Source organism: Frigoribacterium sp. NBH87, from assembly GCF_014217665.1.
Classification (GTDB): Bacteria; Actinomycetota; Actinomycetes; order Actinomycetales; family Microbacteriaceae; genus Frigoribacterium; species Frigoribacterium endophyticum.
On record NZ_CP043650.1, the window covers coordinates 2,209,283 to 2,231,067 of the forward strand.

22 protein-coding genes are annotated in these 21,785 nt (G+C 76.2%); 6 read left to right on the forward strand and 16 right to left on the reverse strand.

The genetic code is table 11. From position 1 onward, the window contains the following. Positions 1–110 precede the first annotated feature (110 nt). From F1C15_RS10300 to F1C15_RS10330, 7 genes are all read right to left on the reverse strand, one after another. Positions 111–737, reverse strand: a complete 627-nt coding sequence (locus F1C15_RS10300) for a phosphoribosylanthranilate isomerase (protein WP_185231012.1) — start codon at positions 735–737, stop codon at positions 111–113. 81 nt (positions 738–818) lie between these two features. Beyond that, positions 819–2,723: a hypothetical protein gene (locus F1C15_RS10305; RefSeq protein WP_185231014.1), complete on the reverse strand. Its 1,905-nt coding sequence runs from the start codon at positions 2,721–2,723 to the stop codon at positions 819–821. Positions 2,724–2,831: 108 nt separating this feature from the next. Continuing rightward, positions 2,832–3,275 carry a DUF3060 domain-containing protein gene (locus tag F1C15_RS16295; protein WP_056056040.1) on the reverse strand — a complete coding sequence of 148 codons (444 nt, stop codon included), beginning with the start codon at positions 3,273–3,275 and terminating at the stop codon, positions 2,832–2,834. A 106-nt stretch (positions 3,276–3,381) separates the two neighbouring features. Next, a complete protein-coding gene (locus F1C15_RS10315; RefSeq protein WP_185231016.1) occupies positions 3,382–4,683 on the reverse strand; it encodes an ABC transporter permease in 1,302 nt (433 codons plus the stop codon). Next, on the reverse strand, positions 4,680–5,372 hold the full coding sequence (locus tag F1C15_RS10320; protein WP_219731541.1) for an ABC transporter ATP-binding protein: 693 nt from the start codon (positions 5,370–5,372) through the stop codon (positions 4,680–4,682). The genes F1C15_RS10315 and F1C15_RS10320 overlap by 4 nt, the downstream gene beginning before the upstream one ends. A gap of 11 nt (positions 5,373–5,383) precedes the next feature. After that, positions 5,384–6,493, reverse strand: a complete 1,110-nt coding sequence (locus F1C15_RS10325) for a peptidoglycan-binding protein (protein WP_185231018.1) — start codon at positions 6,491–6,493, stop codon at positions 5,384–5,386. Between the two features lie 104 nt (positions 6,494–6,597). After that, positions 6,598–7,233 carry a hypothetical protein gene (locus F1C15_RS10330; RefSeq protein ID WP_185231020.1) on the reverse strand — a complete coding sequence of 212 codons (636 nt, stop codon included), beginning with the start codon at positions 7,231–7,233 and terminating at the stop codon, positions 6,598–6,600. Between the two features lie 182 nt (positions 7,234–7,415). Here F1C15_RS10330 and F1C15_RS10335 point away from each other — a divergent pair, with 182 nt between their 5' ends. Both F1C15_RS10335 and F1C15_RS10340 read left to right on the forward strand, forming a co-directional pair. Further along, positions 7,416–8,069 (forward strand): response regulator transcription factor, encoded by a 654-nt coding sequence (locus F1C15_RS10335; protein ID WP_056056153.1) that lies wholly within the window; start codon positions 7,416–7,418, stop codon positions 8,067–8,069. Next, positions 8,066–9,316 carry a HAMP domain-containing sensor histidine kinase gene (locus F1C15_RS10340; protein ID WP_185231022.1) on the forward strand — a complete coding sequence of 417 codons (1,251 nt, stop codon included), beginning with the start codon at positions 8,066–8,068 and terminating at the stop codon, positions 9,314–9,316. Before F1C15_RS10335 ends, F1C15_RS10340 begins: the two co-directional genes overlap by 4 nt. 93 nt (positions 9,317–9,409) lie before the next feature. Here the strand turns inward: F1C15_RS10340 and F1C15_RS10345 are convergent, their stop codons facing one another. The 3 genes from F1C15_RS10345 to F1C15_RS10355 all read right to left on the reverse strand — a co-directional run bounded on the left by F1C15_RS10345 (position 9,410) and on the right by F1C15_RS10355 (position 12,350). After that, positions 9,410–10,012, reverse strand: a complete 603-nt coding sequence (locus tag F1C15_RS10345) for a nitroreductase family protein (protein WP_185234271.1) — start codon at positions 10,010–10,012, stop codon at positions 9,410–9,412. A 111-nt stretch (positions 10,013–10,123) separates the two neighbouring features. Further along, positions 10,124–11,170, reverse strand: a complete 1,047-nt coding sequence (locus F1C15_RS10350) for a low specificity L-threonine aldolase (RefSeq protein ID WP_185231024.1) — start codon at positions 11,168–11,170, stop codon at positions 10,124–10,126. A gap of 34 nt (positions 11,171–11,204) precedes the next feature. Next, positions 11,205–12,350 (reverse strand): carbonic anhydrase, encoded by a 1,146-nt coding sequence (locus F1C15_RS10355; protein WP_185231026.1) that lies wholly within the window; start codon positions 12,348–12,350, stop codon positions 11,205–11,207. Positions 12,351–12,364: 14 nt separating this feature from the next. Between F1C15_RS10355 and F1C15_RS10360 the strand changes: the two genes are divergently transcribed. Next, positions 12,365–12,949 carry a hypothetical protein gene (locus tag F1C15_RS10360; RefSeq protein ID WP_185231028.1) on the forward strand — a complete coding sequence of 195 codons (585 nt, stop codon included), beginning with the start codon at positions 12,365–12,367 and terminating at the stop codon, positions 12,947–12,949. An 89-nt stretch (positions 12,950–13,038) separates the two neighbouring features. After that, entirely contained in the window at positions 13,039–13,959 is a 921-nt protein-coding gene (locus F1C15_RS10365) for an AEC family transporter (RefSeq protein WP_056056054.1), read from the forward strand. On the opposite strand, the gene F1C15_RS10370 is transcribed toward F1C15_RS10365, so the two are convergent. The 6 genes from F1C15_RS10370 to F1C15_RS10395 all read right to left on the reverse strand — a co-directional run bounded on the left by F1C15_RS10370 (position 13,956) and on the right by F1C15_RS10395 (position 20,720). Beyond that, positions 13,956–15,284, reverse strand: a complete 1,329-nt coding sequence (locus F1C15_RS10370; protein WP_185231030.1) for a lipopolysaccharide biosynthesis protein — start codon at positions 15,282–15,284, stop codon at positions 13,956–13,958. The two genes, F1C15_RS10365 and F1C15_RS10370, sit on opposite strands and share 4 nt — an antisense overlap. Beyond that, positions 15,281–16,627, reverse strand: a complete 1,347-nt coding sequence (locus F1C15_RS10375; RefSeq protein ID WP_185231032.1) for a hypothetical protein — start codon at positions 16,625–16,627, stop codon at positions 15,281–15,283. The genes F1C15_RS10370 and F1C15_RS10375 overlap by 4 nt, the downstream gene beginning before the upstream one ends. Positions 16,628–16,642: 15 nt before the next feature. Beyond that, positions 16,643–17,932, reverse strand: a complete 1,290-nt coding sequence (locus F1C15_RS10380) for a glycosyltransferase (RefSeq protein WP_185231034.1) — start codon at positions 17,930–17,932, stop codon at positions 16,643–16,645. Further along, the gene (locus tag F1C15_RS10385) at positions 17,929–18,609 is read right to left on the reverse strand and encodes a sugar transferase (protein ID WP_185231035.1); all 681 of its coding nucleotides are present in this window, start codon (positions 18,607–18,609) and stop codon (positions 17,929–17,931) included. The genes F1C15_RS10380 and F1C15_RS10385 overlap by 4 nt, the downstream gene beginning before the upstream one ends. Next, complete coding sequence (locus F1C15_RS10390; RefSeq protein WP_185231037.1) at positions 18,596–19,750, reverse strand: DegT/DnrJ/EryC1/StrS aminotransferase family protein; 1,155 nt, start codon at positions 19,748–19,750, stop codon at positions 18,596–18,598. Before F1C15_RS10390 ends, F1C15_RS10385 begins: the two co-directional genes overlap by 14 nt. A 133-nt stretch (positions 19,751–19,883) precedes the next feature. Then, complete coding sequence (locus F1C15_RS10395) at positions 19,884–20,720, reverse strand: exodeoxyribonuclease III (protein WP_185231039.1); 837 nt, start codon at positions 20,718–20,720, stop codon at positions 19,884–19,886. 152 nt (positions 20,721–20,872) lie between these two features. On the opposite strand from F1C15_RS10395, the gene F1C15_RS10400 reads away from it, so the two are divergent. Together F1C15_RS10400 and F1C15_RS10405 are read left to right on the forward strand one after the other, a co-directional pair. Beyond that, complete coding sequence (locus F1C15_RS10400; RefSeq protein WP_185231041.1) at positions 20,873–21,121, forward strand: hypothetical protein; 249 nt, start codon at positions 20,873–20,875, stop codon at positions 21,119–21,121. Then, positions 21,106–21,738, forward strand: coding sequence for a GntR family transcriptional regulator (locus F1C15_RS10405; protein WP_185231043.1), 633 nt, complete (start codon positions 21,106–21,108; stop codon positions 21,736–21,738). Before F1C15_RS10400 ends, F1C15_RS10405 begins: the two co-directional genes overlap by 16 nt. Positions 21,739–21,785 lie beyond the last annotated feature (47 nt).

The window sequence follows — 21,785 nt, forward strand, 5'->3', positions numbered from 1 at the left end:
CGGGTGGGCGGGCGAGTGCGACCTTCTCGGGCGGGCGTGGCCGCCCGGCCGCGTCGAACTCGCCCGTTGAGCCGTGCGCGGGGCCGCTCGCGGCGTGCGCGGGGGGCCCGCTACGCGGTGTCGCCGGAGCGTGCCGCCGCCACGAACTCGCGGATCAGCGCGACGCTCTTCACCCCGCGCGACGACTCCACCCCCGAGCTGACGTCGACCCCGGCGGGTCGCAGCTCCGCGACGCGGGCAGCGACGTTCTCGGGATCGAGCCCTCCGGCGAGCAGCCACTCGCGGTGGGGCGGGGCGTCGAGCAGCGGCTGGCCGTCGAAGACGGCGCCGGCACCGGGGGTGACCGCGTCGATCAGCAGCAGGTCTTCTCGGAAGGCGACTCGCGCCTCCTCGGGCTCGGCCGCGTAGGTCGCGACGTCGACCGCCCGCACCACCCGGAGCCCCGCAGCGTGCGCGGCCGCGACGTCGGCCGGCGACTCGTCGCCGTGCAGCTGCACCGTGGAGAGGGCGGAGGCGCGGGCCAGCTCGATCACCCGCTCGACGCCCTGGCCCCGGAACACGCCGACCGCCTCGACGTGCTCCGGCACCCGGGCCGCCAGCTCGCGGACGGTCGCGGCGTCGACGGTGCGGGGGCTGCCCTCGGCCAGCACGAAGCCGACCGCGTCGGCCCCCGCCTCGACGGCGGCGTCGACCGTCTCGGGGGTGGAGAGACCGCAGATCTTGACCCAGGTGCGCATGCCCCCAGTCTGCCCTCCGCTCGGCGACGACTCCGTGGTCACCTGTCAGCTGGTCCCGCGGCTGCCCTGCCGCTCGCCCGGTCAGGCGCGCGGAGCGAACGCGTCCACGGTCGCCGACTCCGACCCGGGGCGACCCTCGTCGCGGATGAACGTCAGGTACCAGACGGTGTAGCCCATGTTCGTCCTCGTCCACGACCAGGTGCCGGCCGAGGTGACCTCCGCCTCGCCGAGTCGGAGGCCGTTCCGGTTGCGCACCGTGATCGTCGACAGCGGCGTCGCCGTGCCGCGGAACGTGTACGGCTGCGCCGGCACGTACCCCTGCAGGAGCTCGGCCTGCGTGGGGTTCGTCACGGTGACGGTGCCCGTCTGCGGCCCGAAGTCGCGCACCTCGGCCGACTGCTCGGCGGGCAGCCCCGCGTCGGCGACGAACCGGAGCGCCCAGACGGTCGTGCCCATGTTCGTGCGGGTCCAGCTCCAGGTGCCGCCCGCCGTCGCCTGCACGCTGCCGAGTCGCAGCCCCCGGAAGTTCCGCACCTCGATCGTCGCCCGTGGACGGCTCGTGCCCGTGAACGTGTAGGGCGCTCCGACGACGTAGCCGACCCGGGGGTCGGCGGGCTGCGTCACGACGACGGGCACGACGGGCGCGGGGGCCGGCGCCGCCGGACCGAAGCCCGTCAGCCGCCACTCCGACTGCCGGGGCTCGCCGAGGTCCTGGTAGAAGACCATGCTCCAGACGTAGCTGCCCATCAGGGTCCGCGTCCACTCCCAGGAGCCGCCCGGTCGGACCTCGGCGGTGCCCAGGCGCAGGCCCTTGCTGTTCTCGATGGTCACCGGGGCGCCGGGTCGCCCGGTGCCGCGGAAGGTGAAGGGGCGGCCGAGCTCGTAGCCGGCCGCGATGCCGGCGGCGTCGGGCGTGGTGAGCGTGATCGGCGCCGAGGAGGCGTCGTCGACCATGCGCACCGGCGCCGTGCCCGTCGCTTGGAACGCCCCCTGGCCCGAGGTGCCCCGGTAGCGGTAGCCGAGCGCGAGGTCGGCGCCGTCGGCCGCGTCGGCGGGCGTCGCCACCGGCACGGTGTAGCGGTACTGCTCGCCGCCCCCGTGCGGGCCGGAGGCGCGGGTGCCGACGAGCGTGCGGCCCGCGTCGCTGATCGCCACGGCCTGCAGGCTCATCTGCGGGGCCGGCCGCCAGTCGCCCGAGCTGCCCGGCCGCCAGGTCGTCTCGACCGTCGCGTCGACGGGGAAGGTGGTGCCCGCGGGGGCCGTGAGGCGCACGCTCACCTCGTAGCCGGTGCGCGGCTCGGAGTTGGCGACGACGAACGACACGTCGGTGCTCCGGCCCCGGACGAGGTCGGTGCTCGCCACGGTGACGGGGGTGACCGTTCCGAAGTCGGGCCCGTCGTCGACGACGGTGATCGGGGCGGCGGCGTCGAGCGCGTACGCGTAGCTCACGCCCGTGCTGCGGAACGAGAAGCCGATCTCGCGGTCGCCCAGCGCCGAGCCCTCGGCCACGAGCACCGGAGCCCACTTGAGCGCGAGGCCGACGGGGATCGCGCCCGCGTCGCCCGGGAAGCGGTAGGCGTAGCTCCGGCCGTCGGCCGAGCGCGCCCCCTCGACGAGGTCCCACCCGGTGGGCACGGGCTCCCAGCCCGCCCGGCCCTCGAGGCGCTGCTGGGCGGGCAGCCGGGCCTGGCCGGGCGCGAAGGTCGTGCCCGCCGGCGCGGTGAAGGTCAGGGCGCCGGCCGCGTCACCGCCGCCCGCGTGCCCGAAGCGGACGCCGACCTCGACCGGCGTCGGCTGCTGCACGGGGACGCGAGGCCGCCCGAGGTCGATGCGCGTCAGCTCCGCGATCGTGATGGACAGGGTCGGGTCGGCCGCCGCGGGCTCGGCCGCGGACGCCGGGGCGGCGGCCGGGACGGCGAGCGCGCCGGCCGCCAGCGTGAGGGCCGCGAGCGTCGCCGTGGCGGCGCGTCGGAAGGTCGTGATCATGCCGTGGTGCCTCTCGTCTCGCGCCCCCGGTCGGGAGCGACGACACGAAATGTAACATTGATACGGACCGTTCTGACAACGCCTGTGAGCAGAACGCGCGAGGTGCCGCTACCGGGCGACGACCGAGTTGCCCGTGCCGTTCTCCGCCTCCTCGCCGAGGATCTCCGGCGCGTCGCCGCCGTGCTCGATCGTGTTGTCGTTCCCGGTCAGGTCGAGGCGCCCGACGCTCTCGACGCGGATCGTCGAGCCGTTGCCCATCACCCCGAGGTCGCCGACGGGGCCGAGGTCGGCGGTGCCGCCGTCGCCGAGCACGAACACCGTGCCGCAGCCGTCGGGCAGGCTCAGCTCGGTGGTCTCGTCGGTGAACTGCATGTAGGCGATGCCGTCGACGCACTCGTTGTCGGGCTGGCCCTCGGCGGTGGGCGACGACTCGGCGGTCGTGGCCGCGCCGCTGGGGTCGTCGGTCGACACGGTCGTCGTGGTGCACGCCGTGACGGCCAGCAGGACGGCGGCGGCGGTGGCGAGGGCGGCGGGAAGGGTCTTGACGGGCATGGGGGCCTCCGGTCTGTGGTCGTTCTGGGCGGGGCGGGTCGCCGCCGGGGCGACCCGCCCCGCGAGGGTACACGTCATATATGACATTCCCCTGACGGGCCCCCGGTCACGCGGCGGCGAGCGCCGACGTCGGCGGGATGCGCGCCGCGCGCGACGCGGGCCACCAGCCGCTGACGCCCCCGATGACGACGGTCGCGAGGAGCCCGCCGACCACGGCCCAGGCCGGCACGACGACCGGCCAGCCCTGCACGAGGCCGAACCCGGCCGTGACGGCGACCCCGAGGGCGACGCCGACCGCACCTCCCAGGCCCGACAGCAGCAGCGACTCGACCAGGAACTGGTCGCGCACGTGCCGCCGCCGAGCCCCCAGGGCGCGGCGCACGCCGATCTCGGCGCGCCGCTCGAGCACGGTGATGACCATCGTGTTCGCGACCCCGATGCCGCCGACGAGCAGCGCGACGCCGCCGATGCCGAGCAGCAGGCCGGTGAACGACTCCTCCGTCGCCTGCTGCGCCGCGAGGGCGTCCGAGGGGCGGCCCACGTCGACGGACGCCGGGTCCTCGGGCGAGATCGACGCGGCGAGCAGGTCGCGGACGGCACCGACGCGGGCCGGGTCGGCCCGGGCGAACACCTGCGTCGGGTGCCCGTCGAAGCCGAACTCCGCCGCGGCCGAGCCGCTCGGCACGAAGGCCGACGCGTCGAGCTGGGGCGCGAGCGGCAGCGGGTCGAGCACGCCGACGACGGCGACCCAGCGGCCGCCGATCCAGACCCGGGTCTCGGGCGCGACGTCGGTCACCCCGAGGGTCGCGGCGGCGGTGGCGCCGAGCACGACCTGGGGCAGCTCGCTCGCCGCGTCGCCGAACCACCGGCCCGACGCGAGGTCGGCGTGCAGCACCCCGCGGAGGTCGCCGAGGGCGACGTCGAGCGAGATCCCGCCGGAGGCGGCGGCCGGCACCCGGTCGGTCCGGTACACCTTCTGGTCGTCGACGCGCCCGACGCCGGCGACGCCCTCGACGTCGCCCCGTCGGTCGAGCGCCGAGAGGGCCGTCTCGGGCAGCGGCGCCGTCTCGCCGCGGGCGTCCGTGCCCGGTGCGGCCACGAGCAGGTTCGTGCCGAGGCCGTCGAGCACCCGGTCGAGGGCCGCCTGGCTCGACGACGAGATGCCGACGACGGCGATCATCGCGGCGATGCCGATCGCGATGCCGAGGGCCGACAGCACGACCCGCGTGGGCCGGGTGCGCAGCCCGAAGACGCCGAGGCCCAGCAGGTCGCGGGCCGAGACGTGCCCGGGCCGGGCGCGGGCCGGGCGAGGGGCCCGGGCCGGGCGCGCGCTGCGGCCCGGTCGCGGACCGGGGGCCGTGCGGGAGTCGCGCTCCGGCCCCGCTCCCGGGGCCGCCGCCCCCCTCACGAGGCGACCTCGGCGTCGACGAGGCCGTCGCGCATCGCGACCCGGCGCGGCAGCGCCGCCGCCAGCTCGCGGTCGTGGGTGATGACGACCACGGTCGTCCCCGCCGCGTTGAGCTCGCGGAGCAGCGTGACGACCGCGGCGCCGGAGACGGAGTCGAGCGCGCCGGTCGGCTCGTCGGCCAGCAGCAGCGTCGGGTCGCCGACGACCGCGCGGGCGATCGCCACGCGCTGCTTCTCGCCGCCCGAGAGCTCGTGCGGCCGGTGGTCGAGGCGGTGCCCGAGCCCGACGCGGGCCAGGGCCTCCCGGGCGCGCTCGCGACGCTGCCGTCGCGGCACGCCCGCGTAGAGCAGGCCGTCCGCGACGTTCTCCGTCGCCGTGGCCCCGGCCGCGAGGTGGAAGTGCTGGAAGACGAAGCCCACGTGCTCGGCCCGGAGGCGCGACACGGCGTCGTCGGTCATCTCGGACACCTCGTGGCCGGCGATCCGCACCGAGCCGGAGCTCGGCCGGTCGAGCGTGCCCATCACGTTGAGCATCGTCGACTTGCCCGAGCCGCTCGGGCCGACCACGGCGACGAGCTCGCCGCGCCGCACGACGAGGTCGACCCCGCCGAGTGCGGTCGTGTCGCCGTAGGTGCGCGTCACGGCGCGCAGCTCGAGCACGGGCGCCCCGCTCTCGGTCGACGCGCTCACGGTCGCCCCGCTCACGAGGGCACCACGACCTCGTCGCCCTCGGCGAGCCCCTCGCCCGAGACCTCGACGCGCCCCTGGGCGAAGGCGCCCACGGTCACGGCCACGCGCTCGACCGAGCCGTCGGCCGACCGTACCTCGACGACGTAGCCGCCGTCGCCCGCCGCCAGCAGCGCGGTCACGGGCACCGAGAGGACGTCGACCCGCCGCTCGCCCTCGACCACGAGGTCGACCGAGCCCGCGGTCGCGGCCCCCTCGGGCAGCTCGGCGTCGAGCCCGACGACGACGGTCACGCGGTCGGCGCCGGTGCCGGAGCCCGCGCCCGCGCCCGACCCGGAGCCGGCACCCGAGCCGCCGGCCCCGGAGTCGCCGCCGGCCCCGCCGCCGGAGCCCGCGCCTCCGCCCGGCCCCTCCACCGAGCGCACGGTGCCGGGCACGCGCGCGCCGCCCGGCAGCCCCACCTCGACCGGTGCGCCGACGGCGAATCGGCCCTCGTCGACCGGCGAGACCTCGGCCGTGACGACGAGGGTCGTCGAGGTCCAGCTCCAGACGACCTCGCCGGCCGGGTCGCCGACGCGGCCGACGACCTCGGCGACCCGGACGTCGCCCGGCACGAACGCGATGTCCGCCGGGCCGAGGGCGCCGGTGACCTCGCGGTCGCGGTCCTCCTGCCAGGCGCGGACGGCGCGGGCCGTGCGCCGCCCGAACACGTCGTCGTCGGCCACGTCGTAGCCGAGCGCGAGCAGGGCGTCGTTGAGCTGGGCCACGTCGGCGCCCTCCGTGCCCTGCTCGAGCGTGCGCCAGAGCGGCACGGTGCCGTGCATCGACCGCACGGGCGACTCGTCGACCGCCCAGAGCACACCGTCGAGCCCGATCACCTCGCCGTAGGAGGGCAGCTGCGTGATCGTCCCCTCGCCCGGCGCCACGAGGGGCGTCGGCGAGCCGTGCCCCAGCGTGCCGGCGATCGTGCGGGAGTCCACGAGGTCGCCGCGCACGACGGGCGCGGTGGGCAGCCCGGCGGCCGGGGAGGCGCTGCTGCTCGCCGCGTCGTCGCCGGCTCCGTCGGCCGAGCCGGTGAGGCCGCACCCGCTGAGCAGGAGGGCCCCGGCGACCGTCCCGGCCACGAGGGCCGTCGCGGCGAGGGGACGGCGTCGCGTGCCTTCGCCCGGGCCGCCGACCCGGCGTCGGCCGGCGCGCCCCGGGTGCCCGGCCCCGCGACTCCCCCTCGTCATCGGCCGGCCCCGGCGCTGTTGGGGCCGTGCTGGGCGTCGCAGGCGAGGAAGGCCTCGTCCTGGGCGCCGAGGGCCGTGGTGTCGGTGCTCATCGAGGCTCCCGACGGGAAGACCCCGTCGACCGGGTCGGCGAAGTCGGTGAAGCCCTTCTCCCGCACGCAGCGGGCCACCTCGAGGTTGGCCTCCTGCAGCTCGGCGAGGTCGTCGGCCGAGGGGGCGGGCTGGCCGCCCTGGTCGGCGGGCAGCTCGGCGCGGCAGTCGGTGAAGGCGGTCACGTAGGCGTCGACGTCGACCCCCGCCGGCGGGGCGATCACCATGCCGCGGCTGAGGTCGGGGTCGTCGACGTCGAAGCCCGCGTCGCGGAGGCACGACCCGAGCTGGGCGCTGGCGCTGGCGCTGCTCGTGCTGCCCGTCGCCCCGGACGAGGCGCCGGCCGTCGGGTCGTCGGCCGCCGTGCTGCACGCCGCGAGCACGGGAGCGACCAGCAGCAGGGCCGCTCCGAGGAGGGCCGCCGAGGAGGCGCGGCGCCGGCGGACGCCCCCGTCGCGCCGGCTCGTCGGGGTCGCCGTCGCGGTCGCCGTCGCCCGGCGGGCGGCCGTCGTCGTGGTCGAGGTGGTGGGGGAGGTGGTCATGGCGAGGTCCTCTCGTCGGGGGTGAACGAACGGTGACCACTCCACCTGCCGGGCCGTCTCCGGAGCGTGCCGCGCGGAGTTACGTCCACGAAACACCACGGTGTGTACGATGCATGTGACATGTCGTCATGATCTGCCCGACCCGCGGGCAGGGCGGTTCGACCGAGAGAGAGGGCGATGCCGTGCGCGTGCTGGTCGTCGACGACGAGGTGGCCCTGGCCGACCTCGTGGCTGCGGGCCTCGCCCGCCAGATGATGGCGGTCGACGTGGCCTACCGGGGCGACGACGCCGACGAGCTGCTCGCCGTCAACGACTACGACGTCGTCGTGCTCGACCGCGACCTGCCCGGCATGCACGGCGACGCCGTCGCGCGGGGCGTCGCCGAGCGCGGCAGCCCCACGCGCATCCTCATGCTCACCGCGTCCGGCGGCCTCGACGACCGCGTGCGCGGGCTCGAGCTCGGCGCCGACGACTACCTCGCGAAGCCCTTCGAGTACCCCGAGCTCGTCGCCCGGGTCCGCGCGCTCGGCCGCCGATCCGCCCCGGCTGCGCCGCCCGTGCTCCGGTCGGGCGACATCGTGCTCGACACGTCGCGGCACCACGCCACCCGGGGCGGCCTCGACCTCGGCCTCTCGACGAAGGAGCTCATGGTGCTCGAGGTGCTGCTCCGCGCCGACGGCCGCGTCGTCAGCGCAGAAGAGCTGCTCGAGAAGGCATGGGACGCCCACGTCGACCCCTTCACCAACGCCGTCCGCGTCACGATGAGCAAGCTGCGGAAGAAGCTCGGCGACCCCGACCCCGTCCGCACGTTGCCCGGCCGGGGCTACGTCCTGTGAGGGGCCGGTCAGGAGTCGCGGGTCGGCTCGCCGCCCTCGCTCCCCGTCACTGGGGCATCGGCCTGCGCACCGCCGTCACGTTCGGCGTGGTGTCGGCGCTGCTCGCCGCCCTCGTCGTGGTGCTGGTGTCGGCGACGACCACGGCCGGCATCACGGTCGGCCTCGTCGCGGTGGCGGAGTCCGCGGCGTCGCCCGCGACGCCCCTCGCGCCCGACGGAGCCGCCTGCGACGACGGCCGGTGCGCCTCGACCCGGGTGGTCGAGGGGGCGGACGGCGTGCCGGTGGCCACGGCCGTCGGCGACGTCGTGGTCGCGCAGCAGTGGTCGGCGGCGGCGCTCGGCGTGCTGCTCGCCGCCGTGGTGGCCGGGGTCGTCGGCTGGTTCGTCAGCCGCCGCCTGCTCCGGCCGCTCGACGCGGTCGTCGAGACGACCCGGCGCATCACGGCGAGCACGCTCCACGAGCGGGTGGCGCTCGCCGGCCCGCGCGACGAGGTCGCCCGGGTCGCCGACACCATCGACGGCCTGCTCGACCGCCTCGAGGCGTCGTTCGAGGCCCAGCGGCGCTTCGTCGCCGACGCCTCGCACGAGCTGCGCACGCCCCTCGCCGTGCAGCGGGCAGCCATCCAGATCGGGCTCGACGACCCGTCGCCCGCCGAGCTCGAGCGGACGAAGCGGCAGCTGCTCGACGCGAACCGCCGCAGCGAGGCGCTGCTCGAGAGCCTGCTCGCGCTCGCGACGGCCGATCGCGGGCTCGCCGACGCCGGGCGCGAGGTCGCGGTGGGCGACGTGGTCGACGAGGTGGTGACCGGCCTGCTCGACCGGGCCCGCGCCTCCTCGGTGGAGGTGATCGTGGCCCGCGGCACGTTCGGACGGGTGCGGGGCGACGAGGTGCTCGTCGGGCAGCTCGTGCGCAACCTGGTCGCGAACGCGGTCGAGTACAACGAGCCCGGCGGCTGGGTGCGCGTGCACGGCGGGCCCGGGGCCGTGCTCGTCGTCGAGAACACGGGGCCGGTGGTGGGCGAGGCGGAGGCAGCGACGCTCACGCGCGCCTTCGTGCGCGGTGCGGGGCCTGCCCGGGTCGGTGGCGGCGGGGTCGGCGGCGGCGGCCAGGGCGCGGGCGAGGGCGCGGGCGACGAGCGGCACAGCGGCCTCGGGCTGGCGATCGTGGCGTCGGTCGCGACGGCGCACGGCTGGCCGCTGCACGTCGAGCCCCGGGCGGAGGGCGGCCTGCGGGTCACGGTGGGCTGACCCCGCCCACGGCGCCGAGCGGTCACGACCTGCTGCTCCCGCTGCGACGGGGGAGCAGATCGTGACCACTCGATGGCGACCTCGACCGGGCGGCTAGCTGCGGGCGATGACCAGCTCGCTGAGCGGCAGGCGCGTGCGGGGCGCGGTCTCGCGCTCGGCGAGGGCCTCGGCCAGCTTGTCGGCCGTGTCGACGACGCCGACGGCGGTGATCGTCATCGGCTTGAGGTTCTCGGCCAGGTCGAACGCGGCGACGATCTGGTCCCACTCGACGCCGGCCATCTGGTGGGTGTGCAGGCCCTCGGCCTGCGCCTGCACGACGAGGTGCGCGACGGCCGCGCCGAGGTCGTACTCGGCGTACGAGCGCAGGTCGCCCTCGACGGTCGAGGTCTCGGCGATGCCGACGACGAGGGCCGACGCGTTCACGGCCCAGGCGGCGTTGAAGCCGACGAGGGCGTGCACGATCGTGTCGAAGTGGTGGGTGCCGCGGCGGGCGACGATGAAGCGGCGGGGCTGGAAGTTGTTCGCCGACGGCGCCCAGCGGGCGGCCTCGAGCAGGGCGTCGAGCTGCGCGTCGGTGACGGTCGCCTCGGGGTCGAACGAGCGGGGGCTCCAGCGGGCGTCGAGCTCGGCGACGATCGGCACGATCGTGTCGGCGGAGCGGGCGGTGGAGGGCAGGGCGGACTCGGTGATCGACATGGCGCCGGCTTTCTCGAGGAGGGGCTGGGAGGAGGAGGCGCGTCGTCGGGCCACGCGCACCACAACGTCGTGCACCGCCCCAGTATTTCGTGCCGAGCGTGCACCCGGTCGCTAGGCCGTCAGGCGCCTCGCGTCGGCGAGGAACGCCTCGACGTGCTCCTCGGTCGTGTCGAACGAGCACATCAGCCGCACCTCGCCCGTCGTGCGGTCCCAGTCGTAGAAGTGGTGCGCCTCGCGCAGCGGCTCGACGACGTCCGCCGGCAGGACGGCGAAGACGGCGTTGGCGTCGACGCTCTGCGTCACGGTGACGCCCGGCACGTCGGCGAGGCCGGCCGCGAGCTGGGCGGCGCGGGCGTTGGCCCTGCTCGCCGACCGCAGCCACAGGTCGTCCTCGAACATCGCGAGGAACTGCGCCGAGACGAAGCGCATCTTCGAGAGCAGCTGCGCGTCCGTCTTGCGCAGGTAGGCCAGGCCGACCCGCGCCTCCTCGGCGAAGGTCACGATCGACTCGCCCAGCACGAGGCCGTTCTTCGTGCCGCCGAGCGAGACCGAGTCGACGCCGACGTCGCGCGTGATCGCGCGCAGCGGCACGCCGAGCGAGGCGGCGGCGTTCGCGAGACGGGCCCCGTCGAGGTGCACTCGCATGCCGAGGGAGTGCGCGTGGTCGGTCAGCGCCCGCAGCTCGTCGGGCGTGTAGACGGTGCCGAGCTCGGTGCTCTGGGTGATCGTGACGGCGAGGGGCTGTGAGCGCTGCTGGTCGCCCCAGCCGTGCGCCTGCCGGTCGACGAGCTCGGGCGTGAGCTTGCCGTCGGGCGTCGGGACGGTGAGCAGCTTGAGGCCGCCGAGGCGCTCGGGCGCGCCGCCCTCGTCGGTGTAGACGTGCGCCGAGGCGGCGCAGACGACGGCGCCCCAGCGGGGCACGAGAGCCTGCAGCGCCGCGACGTTGGCCCCGGTGCCGGTGAGGACGGGGTCGATCGTCGCGCCCTCGCCGAACTGCTCGACGACGACCTCGCCGAGCCGGCGCGTGTACGGGTCGGCCCCGTACGAGCCGACGTGCCCGCCCGCGGCGTCGACGATCGCCTGCAGCACCTCGGGGTGCGCGCCGGCGTAGTTGTCGGAAGCGAACGTGTGGGCTGCGGGGTCGTGGAGTCGCGTCACCCGTCCATCCTGCCGCCTCGCGGGCGGCGCGGTGTCAGAGCACGGGCGCCGTGCCGGTCAGCAGGCGGTCGCCGAGCTCCTGCACGGGGCGGGCCGTGTCGCCCCCGCCGGCCAGCACGGCCAGCTGCTCGGCGCTCATCGTGACGGGCGAGCTGAGCACCGCCCAGCTCACCCCCTCCGTGCACGGAGGCGTCGTGAGGCTGCCGTCGTAGCGCACGTGGTCGAGAGTGCCGGGCAGCAGGGTCGCCAGGTCGACGCGGGGGTCGTCGAGGTCGTCCGTGCGGAGGTCGTCGTCCCGATCGTCGTCGAGGTCGTCGCCGGGGCGGGGCGCGCCGCCGCGGGGGTCGATGCGGGCCCCGGTCTCCGTGGTCGCCGAGGCGCGGGAGGCGAGGTCGTCGGCCGGTGCGGCCGCCCGTGGCCGCGGCGCCTCGGCGACCACCGCCGCGACGACCGGCTCCCAGGCGGGGGAGTGCTCGCCGACCTGCACGAGCAGCCCGACCACGGCGAGCGACCCGTCGGCCGCCCGGTGCACGAAGTGGACCTCGCCGGACGCCGGGCGGCCGTCGACGACGTGCTCCGACGGCGCGTGTGCGTGGAACTGCACGAGTTCGTGGGCCCGGCCGTCGAGGGCGGCCGTGGCGGCCCCCTCCGTCTCGAGGTGCGCCCCGTGGCCGTCGTCGTCGACGTCGAGCTCGACCGGGCCCCAGGCGAGCGAGAGGGTGGGAGCGGCCGCGGGTGAGCCGGCCGCGTCGGTCGCCGGGCCCGCTCCCGGCACGGCCCCGGCGAGGTCGACCGGCGACTGGCGCAGGCCGGTCGCGCAGGTGCTCCAGGCGCTCGACAGCGAGCCCCACCGGTCGGGCCCGGTCTCGCCGCCGTAGCTCCAGGTCGCGCTCGCGGGCGGCACGCGCACGGGGTCGAACGGGGCCTCGGCCCCGCCGCCGGGCAGCGAACAGCCCGCCAGGGCCGCGACCGCCAGCCCGGCGCCCACGGCCAGGGGCAGCCGGCGTCGTCGTCGGCCGTCGGCTCGACGGTCGACCGTCGACCGGTCGTCGTTCCGGCCGCGCGCGGAGCGGGAGGCGGAGGGGGAGGAGGGGGAGGAGGGGGAGGTCGAGGAGGCGCGGGGCACGTCGGATCCGATCGTCGAGCAGGTGCGGCGCACCTTGTGGAATCGGAATATCATACGTAGAGTCAGTGATGAAGAAGTTCACGGGCCCGGCCGAGAGGTCGGCACGGCCCGTCCCCGCCGGCACCCGCTCCGCGCCGGTCCCCCCGACCCGCATCCGCCCCACCAGCGGCCGCCCTCCCGAGAGGTCCCTCACCATGTACTTCGCCCACGCGCCCAAGCTCGTCCTCACCGGCTCCTCCGACCTGCTCCGCCCCCTGGGCGACCGGGCCGCCGTGCTCGGGGCCGAGGTCGTCGTCGTCGACGCCGACCCCGGCCTCCCCGTGGGCGACGTCGACGGGTTCGACGTCGCCGTCGTGGGCGTCGGCGGCGTGGCCGAGGCCGCCCGCGACCTCGGGCGTGCGACCGAGGTGCTCGCGCCCGGCCTGCGGCGCGGCGCCCTGCTGATCGTCAGCTCCCCGGCCGGCCTCCGCTCGCTCGAGAGCGAGGGCCGGGCCTTCGCGGCCTGCCTCGCCGAGCGGTCCGGCCTCGACCTCGGCGACGAGTTCTCCGTCGTCGCGAAGGAGGGCGACGCGATCACGTGGCACACGGGCGAGGAGGGCGCCGAGGCCGCCCGGTACCTCGTGTCGCGCATCGCGGCCGTCCCGACGGTCTGAGCCCCTCGGGCTGAGCCCTGAGCCTCGCGGGCTGAGCCCCGGGGCGCCGGTCGGCGTCGCAGGGCCGCCGCCTGCGCGAGGATGGACGCATGGGCGGAGTGCTGATCGGGTTCGCGATCATCGGCGCGGTCATCGCGACCGGCTGGGTGGTCGGGCGCATCGACCTGCTCGGCCCCTCCGGCCACCAGGTGCTCTCGCGCCTCGTCTTCTTCGTGCTGACGCCCTGCCTGCTCTTCTCGACCATCTCGCAGGCCGACGTCCACGTCCTCTTCTCGCGCCTCCTCGTGGTGTCGGCCAGCGCCTCCCTGCTGGCGGCCGTGATCTCGGTGCTCGTCCTGCGCCTCGTGCTGCACCGCTCGGCGGCGGAGACGACCATCGGCACGATGGGCGGGGCCTACGTCAACGCCAACAACATCGGCCTGCCGGTCGCCACCTACGTGCTGGGCAGCGCGACCTTCGTGGCCCCCGTGCTGCTGTACCAGCTGCTCGTGATCACGCCGGTCGTCCTCGCGGTCATGGACACCGTCACGAACCGGGGCAGCAGCCTCGGCCGGGCGATCGTGCGGCCCCTCACCAACCCGCTGCTGATCGGCTCCGCCCTCGGCGTGCTGGTGGCCGTCACGGGCCTCGAGATCCCGGCGCCGGTGCTCGAGCCGTTCCTGCTCGTCGGCGGGGCGGCGGTGCCCGTGGTGCTGCTCTCGTTCGGCATGTCGCTCTCGGGCACGCGCCCGTTGCAGGCTCGCGAGGGGCGCCCCGACGTGGTGCTCGCCACGGTGCTCAAGCTCGGGGTGATGCCGGTCGCCGCCTGGCTGCTCGGCGACTTCGTGTTCGACCTGAGCCGCGACGAGCTCTTCGTGGCCGTGGTGCTCGCCGGCCTGCCGAGCGCGCAGAACGTGTTCACGTACGCCCAGCGCTACCAGACCGGCGTGGTCGTGGCCCGCGACACGGTGCTGGTGACGACGGTGCTCTCGGTTCCCGTGCTCGTCCTCGTGGCGGGGCTGCTGGCCTAGGTGCCGGGGCTGCGGGCCTCCGCCTCCCGGTCGTGGCGGCGGGCGGCCGTCACGACCAGCAGCAGCAGCGCCCCGTAAGAGACCGTGCCGGCCGCGACGAGCGCCGCCACCGTCTGCACGGGGGTCGCTCCGAGCGCCGCCGCGGCGCCGACGCTGCCGAGCGTCGCCACGAGCCGCGCGGCGTCCCAGCAGAGCTGGCGCCCCTGCCTCTCGAGCAGCGTCAGCACCCGCCCGACCGGCACGACCGCGAGCTGCGCCGCGCACGAGACGGCGAGCAGCTGGACGTACGGCACGGCCGGGGCCCAGGCCGCCCCGAAGACCGGCACGACGACCAGGGGGGAGGCGGCGGCCACGACCCCGGCACCGGCGACGCCCGCCGCGCCGGTCCGGAGCACGCTCGTCACGACCAGCCGCGTGAGCCCTGCGCTCCGGCCCCTGACCAGCACCCCGACGCGCCCGTCGACGTGCTGGCCGAGCACCTCGGCCAGCAGCCCGACCGGCGTCGCGACGACCCTCGAGCCCAGCGCCACGAAGCCGAGCGCCACGGGCCCGGCCGCGGCCGCCAGCACCGCGGTGGGCAGCTGCAGGCCCGCGGAGTTCAGCAGGCCGGACCAGGTCGACACGAGGGGGAAGCGGCGGTACCGCCGGGCTGCGGTCGCGACGGCCCGGCGGGTGGGCACCGCGCTGCGGGCCGCCGGGTGCGGGGTCGACGGTCGGCGGGACCTCGCGCCCGCGGAGCCGAGCAGGCCCGCCGCCCGCCCGGCCGCGAGCCCGAGCACGAGCCCCAGCGCGCCTCCGGCCGGTGCCAGCAGCACGCTCGTGGCCACCTGGCCGAGGCCCTGCGCCGCCGACCGCGCGGCCGCCGACCGCCACGCGCGTCGACGGGTGAGCAGGGCGCCCACCGTGCGCTGCGCACCGATCAGCGCCACGACGAGGGGCAGCACCCACCAGAGCTCGACGAGGGCGGGCGAGCGGAGCCACTCGGCCGCCCGGTGCCGGAGGGCGCCGCTCAGCACGGCCACGACGACCGTCACGAGCAGCGTCGACAGCCCCGCGAGGCCGACCAGCGCGCGGGCGAGCGCGTCGGATCGCGCCGCCACCACGGCGCGGTCCCAGCCGGTCGTGGCCACGGCCCCGCCGATCGCCGCCAGGCTCGTCACGAGGGCGAGCACCCCGAGGTCGGCCGGCGAGTAGAGCCGGGTGAGCAGGGGGGAGGCGGCCAGCACGGCCCCCTGGCCCACCCCGGTGCCGAGGAGCAGCACGGCGACGGGACGCCGGGCGAGAGCGCGCAGGCGGGCGACGAGGCGACGATCGCGCGCGCTCATCGTGGCGCACCGGCCCGACGGGGCGACCAGCCCGTGCGGGGCGCGACGGCGAGCAGCACGGCGGCCGCGAAGACGCCGTGCGTGAGCATCGACGTCAACAGGGCGGTCTGTGACAGGACGATGCTCGGCATCACGACCAGCACCGCCGTGACCGGCACCGGCAGGCCCGCCGAGCACCGGTCGAGGAACCTCAGGTAGACGGCGAGGACGGCGACGGCCCCGGCCACCCCGGCCCAGCCGAAGTTCGAGAAGCCGTCGGCCACGAGGTTGGCGTTCGCGGCGAGGCCCGAGCCGGGGAGGAGCTGGTCGCCCACCTCGAGAGACGGGGGCAGCCGCCCGTGCCCGCCCGTCCAGGGCCCGAGGACGGAGTGCGCGAGCAGGGCGGGAGGCGCGGTCGAGTAGTGCTCGACGAACGCGGCGGAGAGGGTGCCCGGCGTGACGAGGAACCTCCTCGACAGGACGCTCGTCCAGGTGTCGCCGCCCTGCGCGGCGTCGGCCGCCGTCGCGCCCACGAGCACGGCGACCGGGGCGACCGCGAACCCGGCGGCCCGGAGCCGGTCGAGGCGCAGCAGCACGAGGGCCCCGACCAGGATGAGGGGCGTGGAGAACAGGACCATCTTGAACCCGGTCGCCGAGAAGATCAGCACCTGCCCGAGCGCCCCCGCCGCCACGAGCCACGGACTGCGCGTCGCCACCCCGCGCACGACGAGGTAGGGGTTGACGACGTACGACTGCGGGCTGAGGAGGTAGCCGAGCGGCCCCGCGTCCGCCATGGCGTCGCGGAACTCGTCGCGCACGTCGTAGATGGAGTCGAGGCTCGGCACCCGGAGGCGCAGCCCCGTCGTCACGGCCATCAGCCCGTACGTCGCGGCGGAGAACGCCCCGAGGACGACGCCCAGGGCGCCCGGCGTCAGGGGAGGGACGAGGGGGGTGCTCGGCAGCGGGCGCCGCACCGTCCACCCCACGGCGGCCCACAGTGCCCCGACGACGAGCGTGAGGGTGAGCGCCGTCCGCGTGTCGAGGTAGCCGGAGTAGTGCGGCGTCAGCATGGTCGGCACGACGGCGACGCCGAAGACGATCCAGGTGACGGCGTGGGAGGGGCGCTCGACGCGACGGGGGAGGCTCGCCGCCACCGCGGCCGCGGCGACGACCGCGAGCACGGAGACCGCGGGAGGGCCCGGCACGTAGGAGTACCCGAGGTAGCCGAAGGTCGGCACGATCAGGTGCTCGAAGACGTGGCGGAGGGTGAGCGCGTAGACGACGAGGCAGCAGCCGACCGTGACGGCGTGGGCGGTCAGGCTCCGAGCCGCCGCGACCTCAGCGACGACGGGCACGGAGGGCACGGCCGCCTCGGCCGCTCACCGGGCGCGGCCGGGGCTGGTGGCGCCGGGGCGCGCCCGCACCGAGCTGCCCGGGGCGACGGGGCCGTCGCCGGCGGCCGCCCGGTCAGGGGCGCCGAGCGCGGCCCAGACGCCGAGCAGGGCGGGTTCCTCCTTCGCCCAGTCGAAGACCTCAACCGCGGCTCGTCGGGCCGCGGCGCCCTGCCGGGCCAGTTCGTCGGGGTGCTCCGCGTACCACGCGAGGGCCCGGGCGACGGCGTCCGGGTCGGTCGGGTCGACGAAGCGCACGCAGCCGTACGGCTCGACGACCTCCCGCCAGACGGGGAAGTCGGAGCACACCACGGGGATGCCCGCGGCGAGGTACTCGAAGAGCTTCGTCGAGAAGACCTTCTCGTAGGCCGTGCCGGGCTGCAGCACGACCACACCGACGCGGGCGTCGAGCAGGAGGTCGCGGGCGTCCTCGGGCGAGAGCAGGCCGTGGACGGTCGCCCGCCCGGCGGCGACGGCGTCGTCGAACACCGAGAGGGCGTCGTCGGGGTAGGGGCCGCCGGCGACGTCGAGGTGCCACCCCGCGGGGAAGGCCGGGCTCGTCGCGGCGTCGGCCACCACGCGGGAGCCGCGGGCCTCGCTGACGACGCCGATGAAGGCGGCGCGGGGCGCCCGGTCGGCCAGGGGCCGGAGGGCCTCCTCCTCGGCGCGCAGCCGCGGGAAGTTGTGCACCACGGTGGTCTTGTGGGCCGGGTAGTCGCGGGCCGTGATGGCCGTCGCCACCACGACGTGGTCGCAGGCCCGGCCGGCGAACCAGACGAGGAGGCGTGACAGCAGGACGAAGGGCCGGCGGAGAGCCTCGGGCACGTAGTCCTTGTCGGCCGTGGCCTCGCTGATCACCTCGTGGGCGTCGAAGACGACCCGTCGGCCGGCGAGCTTCAGCACGGGGACGACGAAGAGCAGCTCGGGGTCGTGCAGGTGGACCACGCCGGCGCCGGAGCGAAGGGCCAGGAGCGCTGCCCGCGACGTCGAGAGCACGACCCTCGCCGCTCGCCGACGGCGGGGCAGCAGGACGACGTGGACGCCGGTCTCGGGCACGGTCGTCGGGCTGTCGACGGCGACGAGGAGGGTCCGGTGGTGCTTCGCCGCGGTGGCGGCCTCGCGCATGTGCACGCGGTTGTCCGTCCAGCGGTGGACGCTGCTCAGGTGGGCGACGTCGAAGGCGGGCCCGCGGCGGCCGCGGAGTAGGCGCCGCAGCGCTCGAGCGATCCCGGGTCGACGGGCCTCGGGGACGGCGAGGGCGGGAGGGGGCGAGGTCATGCGGGCTCCTGGTGGGCGTCGGCGGGGGGCTTCGGGGGGAGGAACTCGGCGGAGGTCGCCTGGCCGTGCTGCGCGGTCCCGCGCCGCCCGAGGACGACGCCCACGGTGCGCGCGAGGACCAGCAGGTCGAGCCGGGTGCTCCGGCCGTCGACGTACGCGACGTCGAGCGCGAGGCGCTCGGGCCAGTCGAGGGCGTTGCGCCCGCCGACCTGGGCGAGGCCGGTCACCCCGGGGCGCACGTCGTGGCGCCGCGCCTGCTCGGGGGAGTACCGGTCGAGGTAGCGGACGGGCAGGGGGCGCGGCCCGACGAGGCTCATGTCGCCGCGCAGGACGGCGACGAGCCCGGGCAGCTCGTCGATGCTCGTCGACCGGAGCAGGGCCCCGAGGCGGGTGAGGCGCTCCGCGTCGGTCTCGTGCCCCCGCGAGGGGTCGACCTCCCTCATCGTGCGCAGCTTGGCCAGCGTGAACGGGGAGCCGTGCAGGCCGGCGCGACGCTGTCGGAAGACGACGGGCCGTCCCAGGTCGACGGCGACCGCGGCGGCGGCGGCGGCCAGAAGCGGAGCGGTCACCACCAGCACCAGGGTCGCCCCCGTGACGTCGAGGGCGCGCTTGGCCCCGTCGCGGAGGGCGGCGCGGACGCGCCCGCCTCCCGCGCGGGAGGCGTCACGCGCGGCCACGGTCACCGGCTCCGGGTCGGGAGAGAGCGGTCGCGAGCGCGGTCAGCACGTGGTCGAGGTCGTCGCGGTCCAGCGACGACCCGCTGGGGAGCGTGAGGCCGGTGGCGAAGAGCTCGTCGGCGACTCCGGAGACGCGGCTCTCGGAGGCGTGGAAGGCGCCCTGCCGGTGCAGCGGCTTCCAGAGGCGTCGCGTCTCGATGCCCTGCTCCGCGAGCGACCGCGCGACCTCCGCGGGCACGAGGCCCGACTCCGGGTCGAGCACGACCGACGTCAGCCAGCAGTTGTCGTCGGCGTCGTCGTCGGCCGCGAACAGGTCGACGCCGGGCACGGCCCGCACGAGCTCGCGGTACGCCCGCCGCACCGACCGGCGCCGGGCGGCCATCTCGGGCAGCCGGCCGAGCTGGGCCCGGCCCAGCGCGGCGAGCACGTTGCTCAGCCGGTGGTTCCAGCCCACCTCGGCGTGCTCGTAGTGGTCGACGGGCAGGCGGGCCTGCGCGGCGAGGCTGCGGGCCCGCCCGGCGATCTCGTCGTCGTCGCAGGTGACGGCGCCCCCGCCCGAGGTGGTCACGATCTTGTTGCCGTTGAACGAGATCGCGGAGGCGAGGCCGTGGGCCGCGGCGGGGCGGCCGGCGTGGCGGGCCCCCAGCGACTCCGCGGCGTCGACGACCACCGGGAGGCCGTGGCGCGCGGCGACGGCGGCGATGGCGTCGTGGTCGGCGGCTCGGCCGTAGATGTCGACCGGGAGCACGGCCGAGACGGGCACTCCCCGACGGCGGAGGTCGTCGAGGGAGTCGGCCAGCAGGGCCGGCGAGAGGTTGCCCGTGTCGCGGTCGACGTCGACGAAGAAGGGGCGGGCGCCCGCGTGGTGGATCGCGTTGGCGGTCGCGGCGAAGGTGAACGTGGAGGTCGGCACGACGGTGCCGGGGCCGACCCCGGCGACGACGAGCGCCAGGTGGAGGGCCGCCGTGCCCGACGACGTCGCGACGACGTGCGCCCGGTCGACGGTCTCGGCGAGCTCCCGCTCGAAGGCGTCGACCTCGGGGCCGAGCGGTGCGAACCAGCTGCCCTCGCCCACCCGACGGAGCGCCTCGCGCTCGAGCGGCCCGACGTCGGGCGGTGACAGCAGGACGGTTCGGCGCATGGGGCTCCTGACGCTCGGTCGCCCGCTCGTCAGGCTCCTCGTGATGCGTCAGTGTACTACGTGACATTTCACGCGTCGACCGATCCGTCTGCCCTGGCCCGCCGATCGTGCGGTCAGCCCGGCGCGCGTGGGGTCAGAAGATCATGGGCCGGTCGTCGTCGAGCTCCGTCTCGAGCTCGAGGTCGACCACCACGGGCACGTGGTCGCTCGGGGCGTCGCCCTTGCGCTCCTCGCGGTGGATCGCCGCCGCGGTGACGAGGTCCGCGAACGCCGGCGAGCCCATCACGAAGTCGATCCGCATGCCCTCGTCGCGCGGGAACCGGAGCTGCTTGTAGTCCCAGTACGTGTAGCCCCCCGGCACGAGGGGCCGCACCACGTCGCGGAGGCCGACCCGCTCGAACTCCGCGAAGGCCGCCCGCTCAGGCTCGCTCACGTGGGTGTGCCCCTCGAAGACCGCGACGTCCCAGACGTCGCTGTCGAGCGGTGCCACGTTCCAGTCGCCCATCAGCGCGAGGGGCAGGTCGGGGCTCTCCTCGAGCCACCCGCGGGTGCGGTCGGCGAGCTCGGCGAGCCAGTCGAGCTTGTAGGCGTAGTGCGGATCGCCGAGCTCCCGCCCGTTGGGGACGTACAACGACCACATCCGCACGCCCTCCACCGTGACGCCGATGGCCCGCGCCTCCTTCGGCTGGTCGGGCCCTTCCTGGCCCTTCAGGAACCCGGGCTGGCCGGGGAAGGTCACCTCGACGTCGTCCATGGGCAGCCGGCTCGCGAACGCGACGCCGTTCCACTGGCTGAGGCCGTGCAGCTCGACCTCGTAGCCCGCCTCGCGGAAGGCCTCGTACGGGAACTGCTCCGGCTTGCACTTGATCTCCTGCAGGCCGACGACGTCGACGTCCTCGCGGACGAGCCAGTCGACCACCCGCCCTGCTCGGGCGCGGACGGAGTTGACGTTCCAGGTGGCGACACGCATGCGCCCACGCTAGCGGCGGGCGTGCCGATCGGTGCGGGAGGCCCCCGGGGAGGCGCGGTGGCGGCCCCCGGTCCAGACCGGTCCGACCCCGGCTCTCAGCAGAACAAAAGATTTCACGTGACGGCGTGGCGAGCGCCCGCTACAACGGTGACATGACAGCACAGGAGCGACAGGTGTCGCCGGGCCCCGCCGGGACGGTCGACGAGAGGCTGGCCCGGGTCGCGCAGGGGGTGGTGCGGGTCCAGGACTTCTTCTGGCCGCCCCTCACGCTGGAGGTGCTGGAGGCGTGCACCTCCCGGTGGCTGCGCTCGCGTGACGCCGGCGGCGGCCCCGGCTGCGACGGCGACGGCGGCCTCGACCGCGGCGCGGACGAGGGGGGTGCGCCGTGCCCGTCCCGCTGACGCCCCGACGGATCCCGAAGCGCGACGACGCCGCCGGCCGGGCCTACGGCGAGCTGCGCGACGCCCTTCTCTCCGGCGCCCTCCGGCCCGGCGAGCGGATCGACCTGGGCGCCGTCGCGCACTGGCTCGACATGTCGCGGACCCCGGTCGACCACGCCATCACGAGGCTCTGCACGGACGGTCTCGTGACCGTCGAGCCCTACCGGGGCACCTTCGTCCGGCCCGGCGATCCGGAGCGGTTCGAGGCCACGGCGCAGGTGCTCGACATCGTCCACGACGCCGTGCTCGCGACGGTGGGGGCCGCCCTGGCCCCCGCCGAGCGGGAGCGCCTCCTGGAGCTGACGGCGGCCGCCGCGTCCGCCGCGGCCGACGAGGCGCCCGAGCGCCACGACCGGTGGCTCCTCTTCATGGCCGACCTCGCCGGCCGGGTCGGCAACGACGTCCTCGCCTGCGAGGAGGCCCGGCTCCGGATGCTCGTGCAGCACGCCCGGGTGGGGGCCCCGCCCGAGGTGCTGACGGAGCACGCGAGGCGTCGCGTCGAGTCCCTGCGGGCCCGGGGTGCCGGGTGGCTCGGCGGAGCGCGGCTCGACCAGGACGGAGCGCCACTCCTGTACTGACACATCACATCCAGGATCCCGGGCTATCATCGCCGGACCGATCCCGG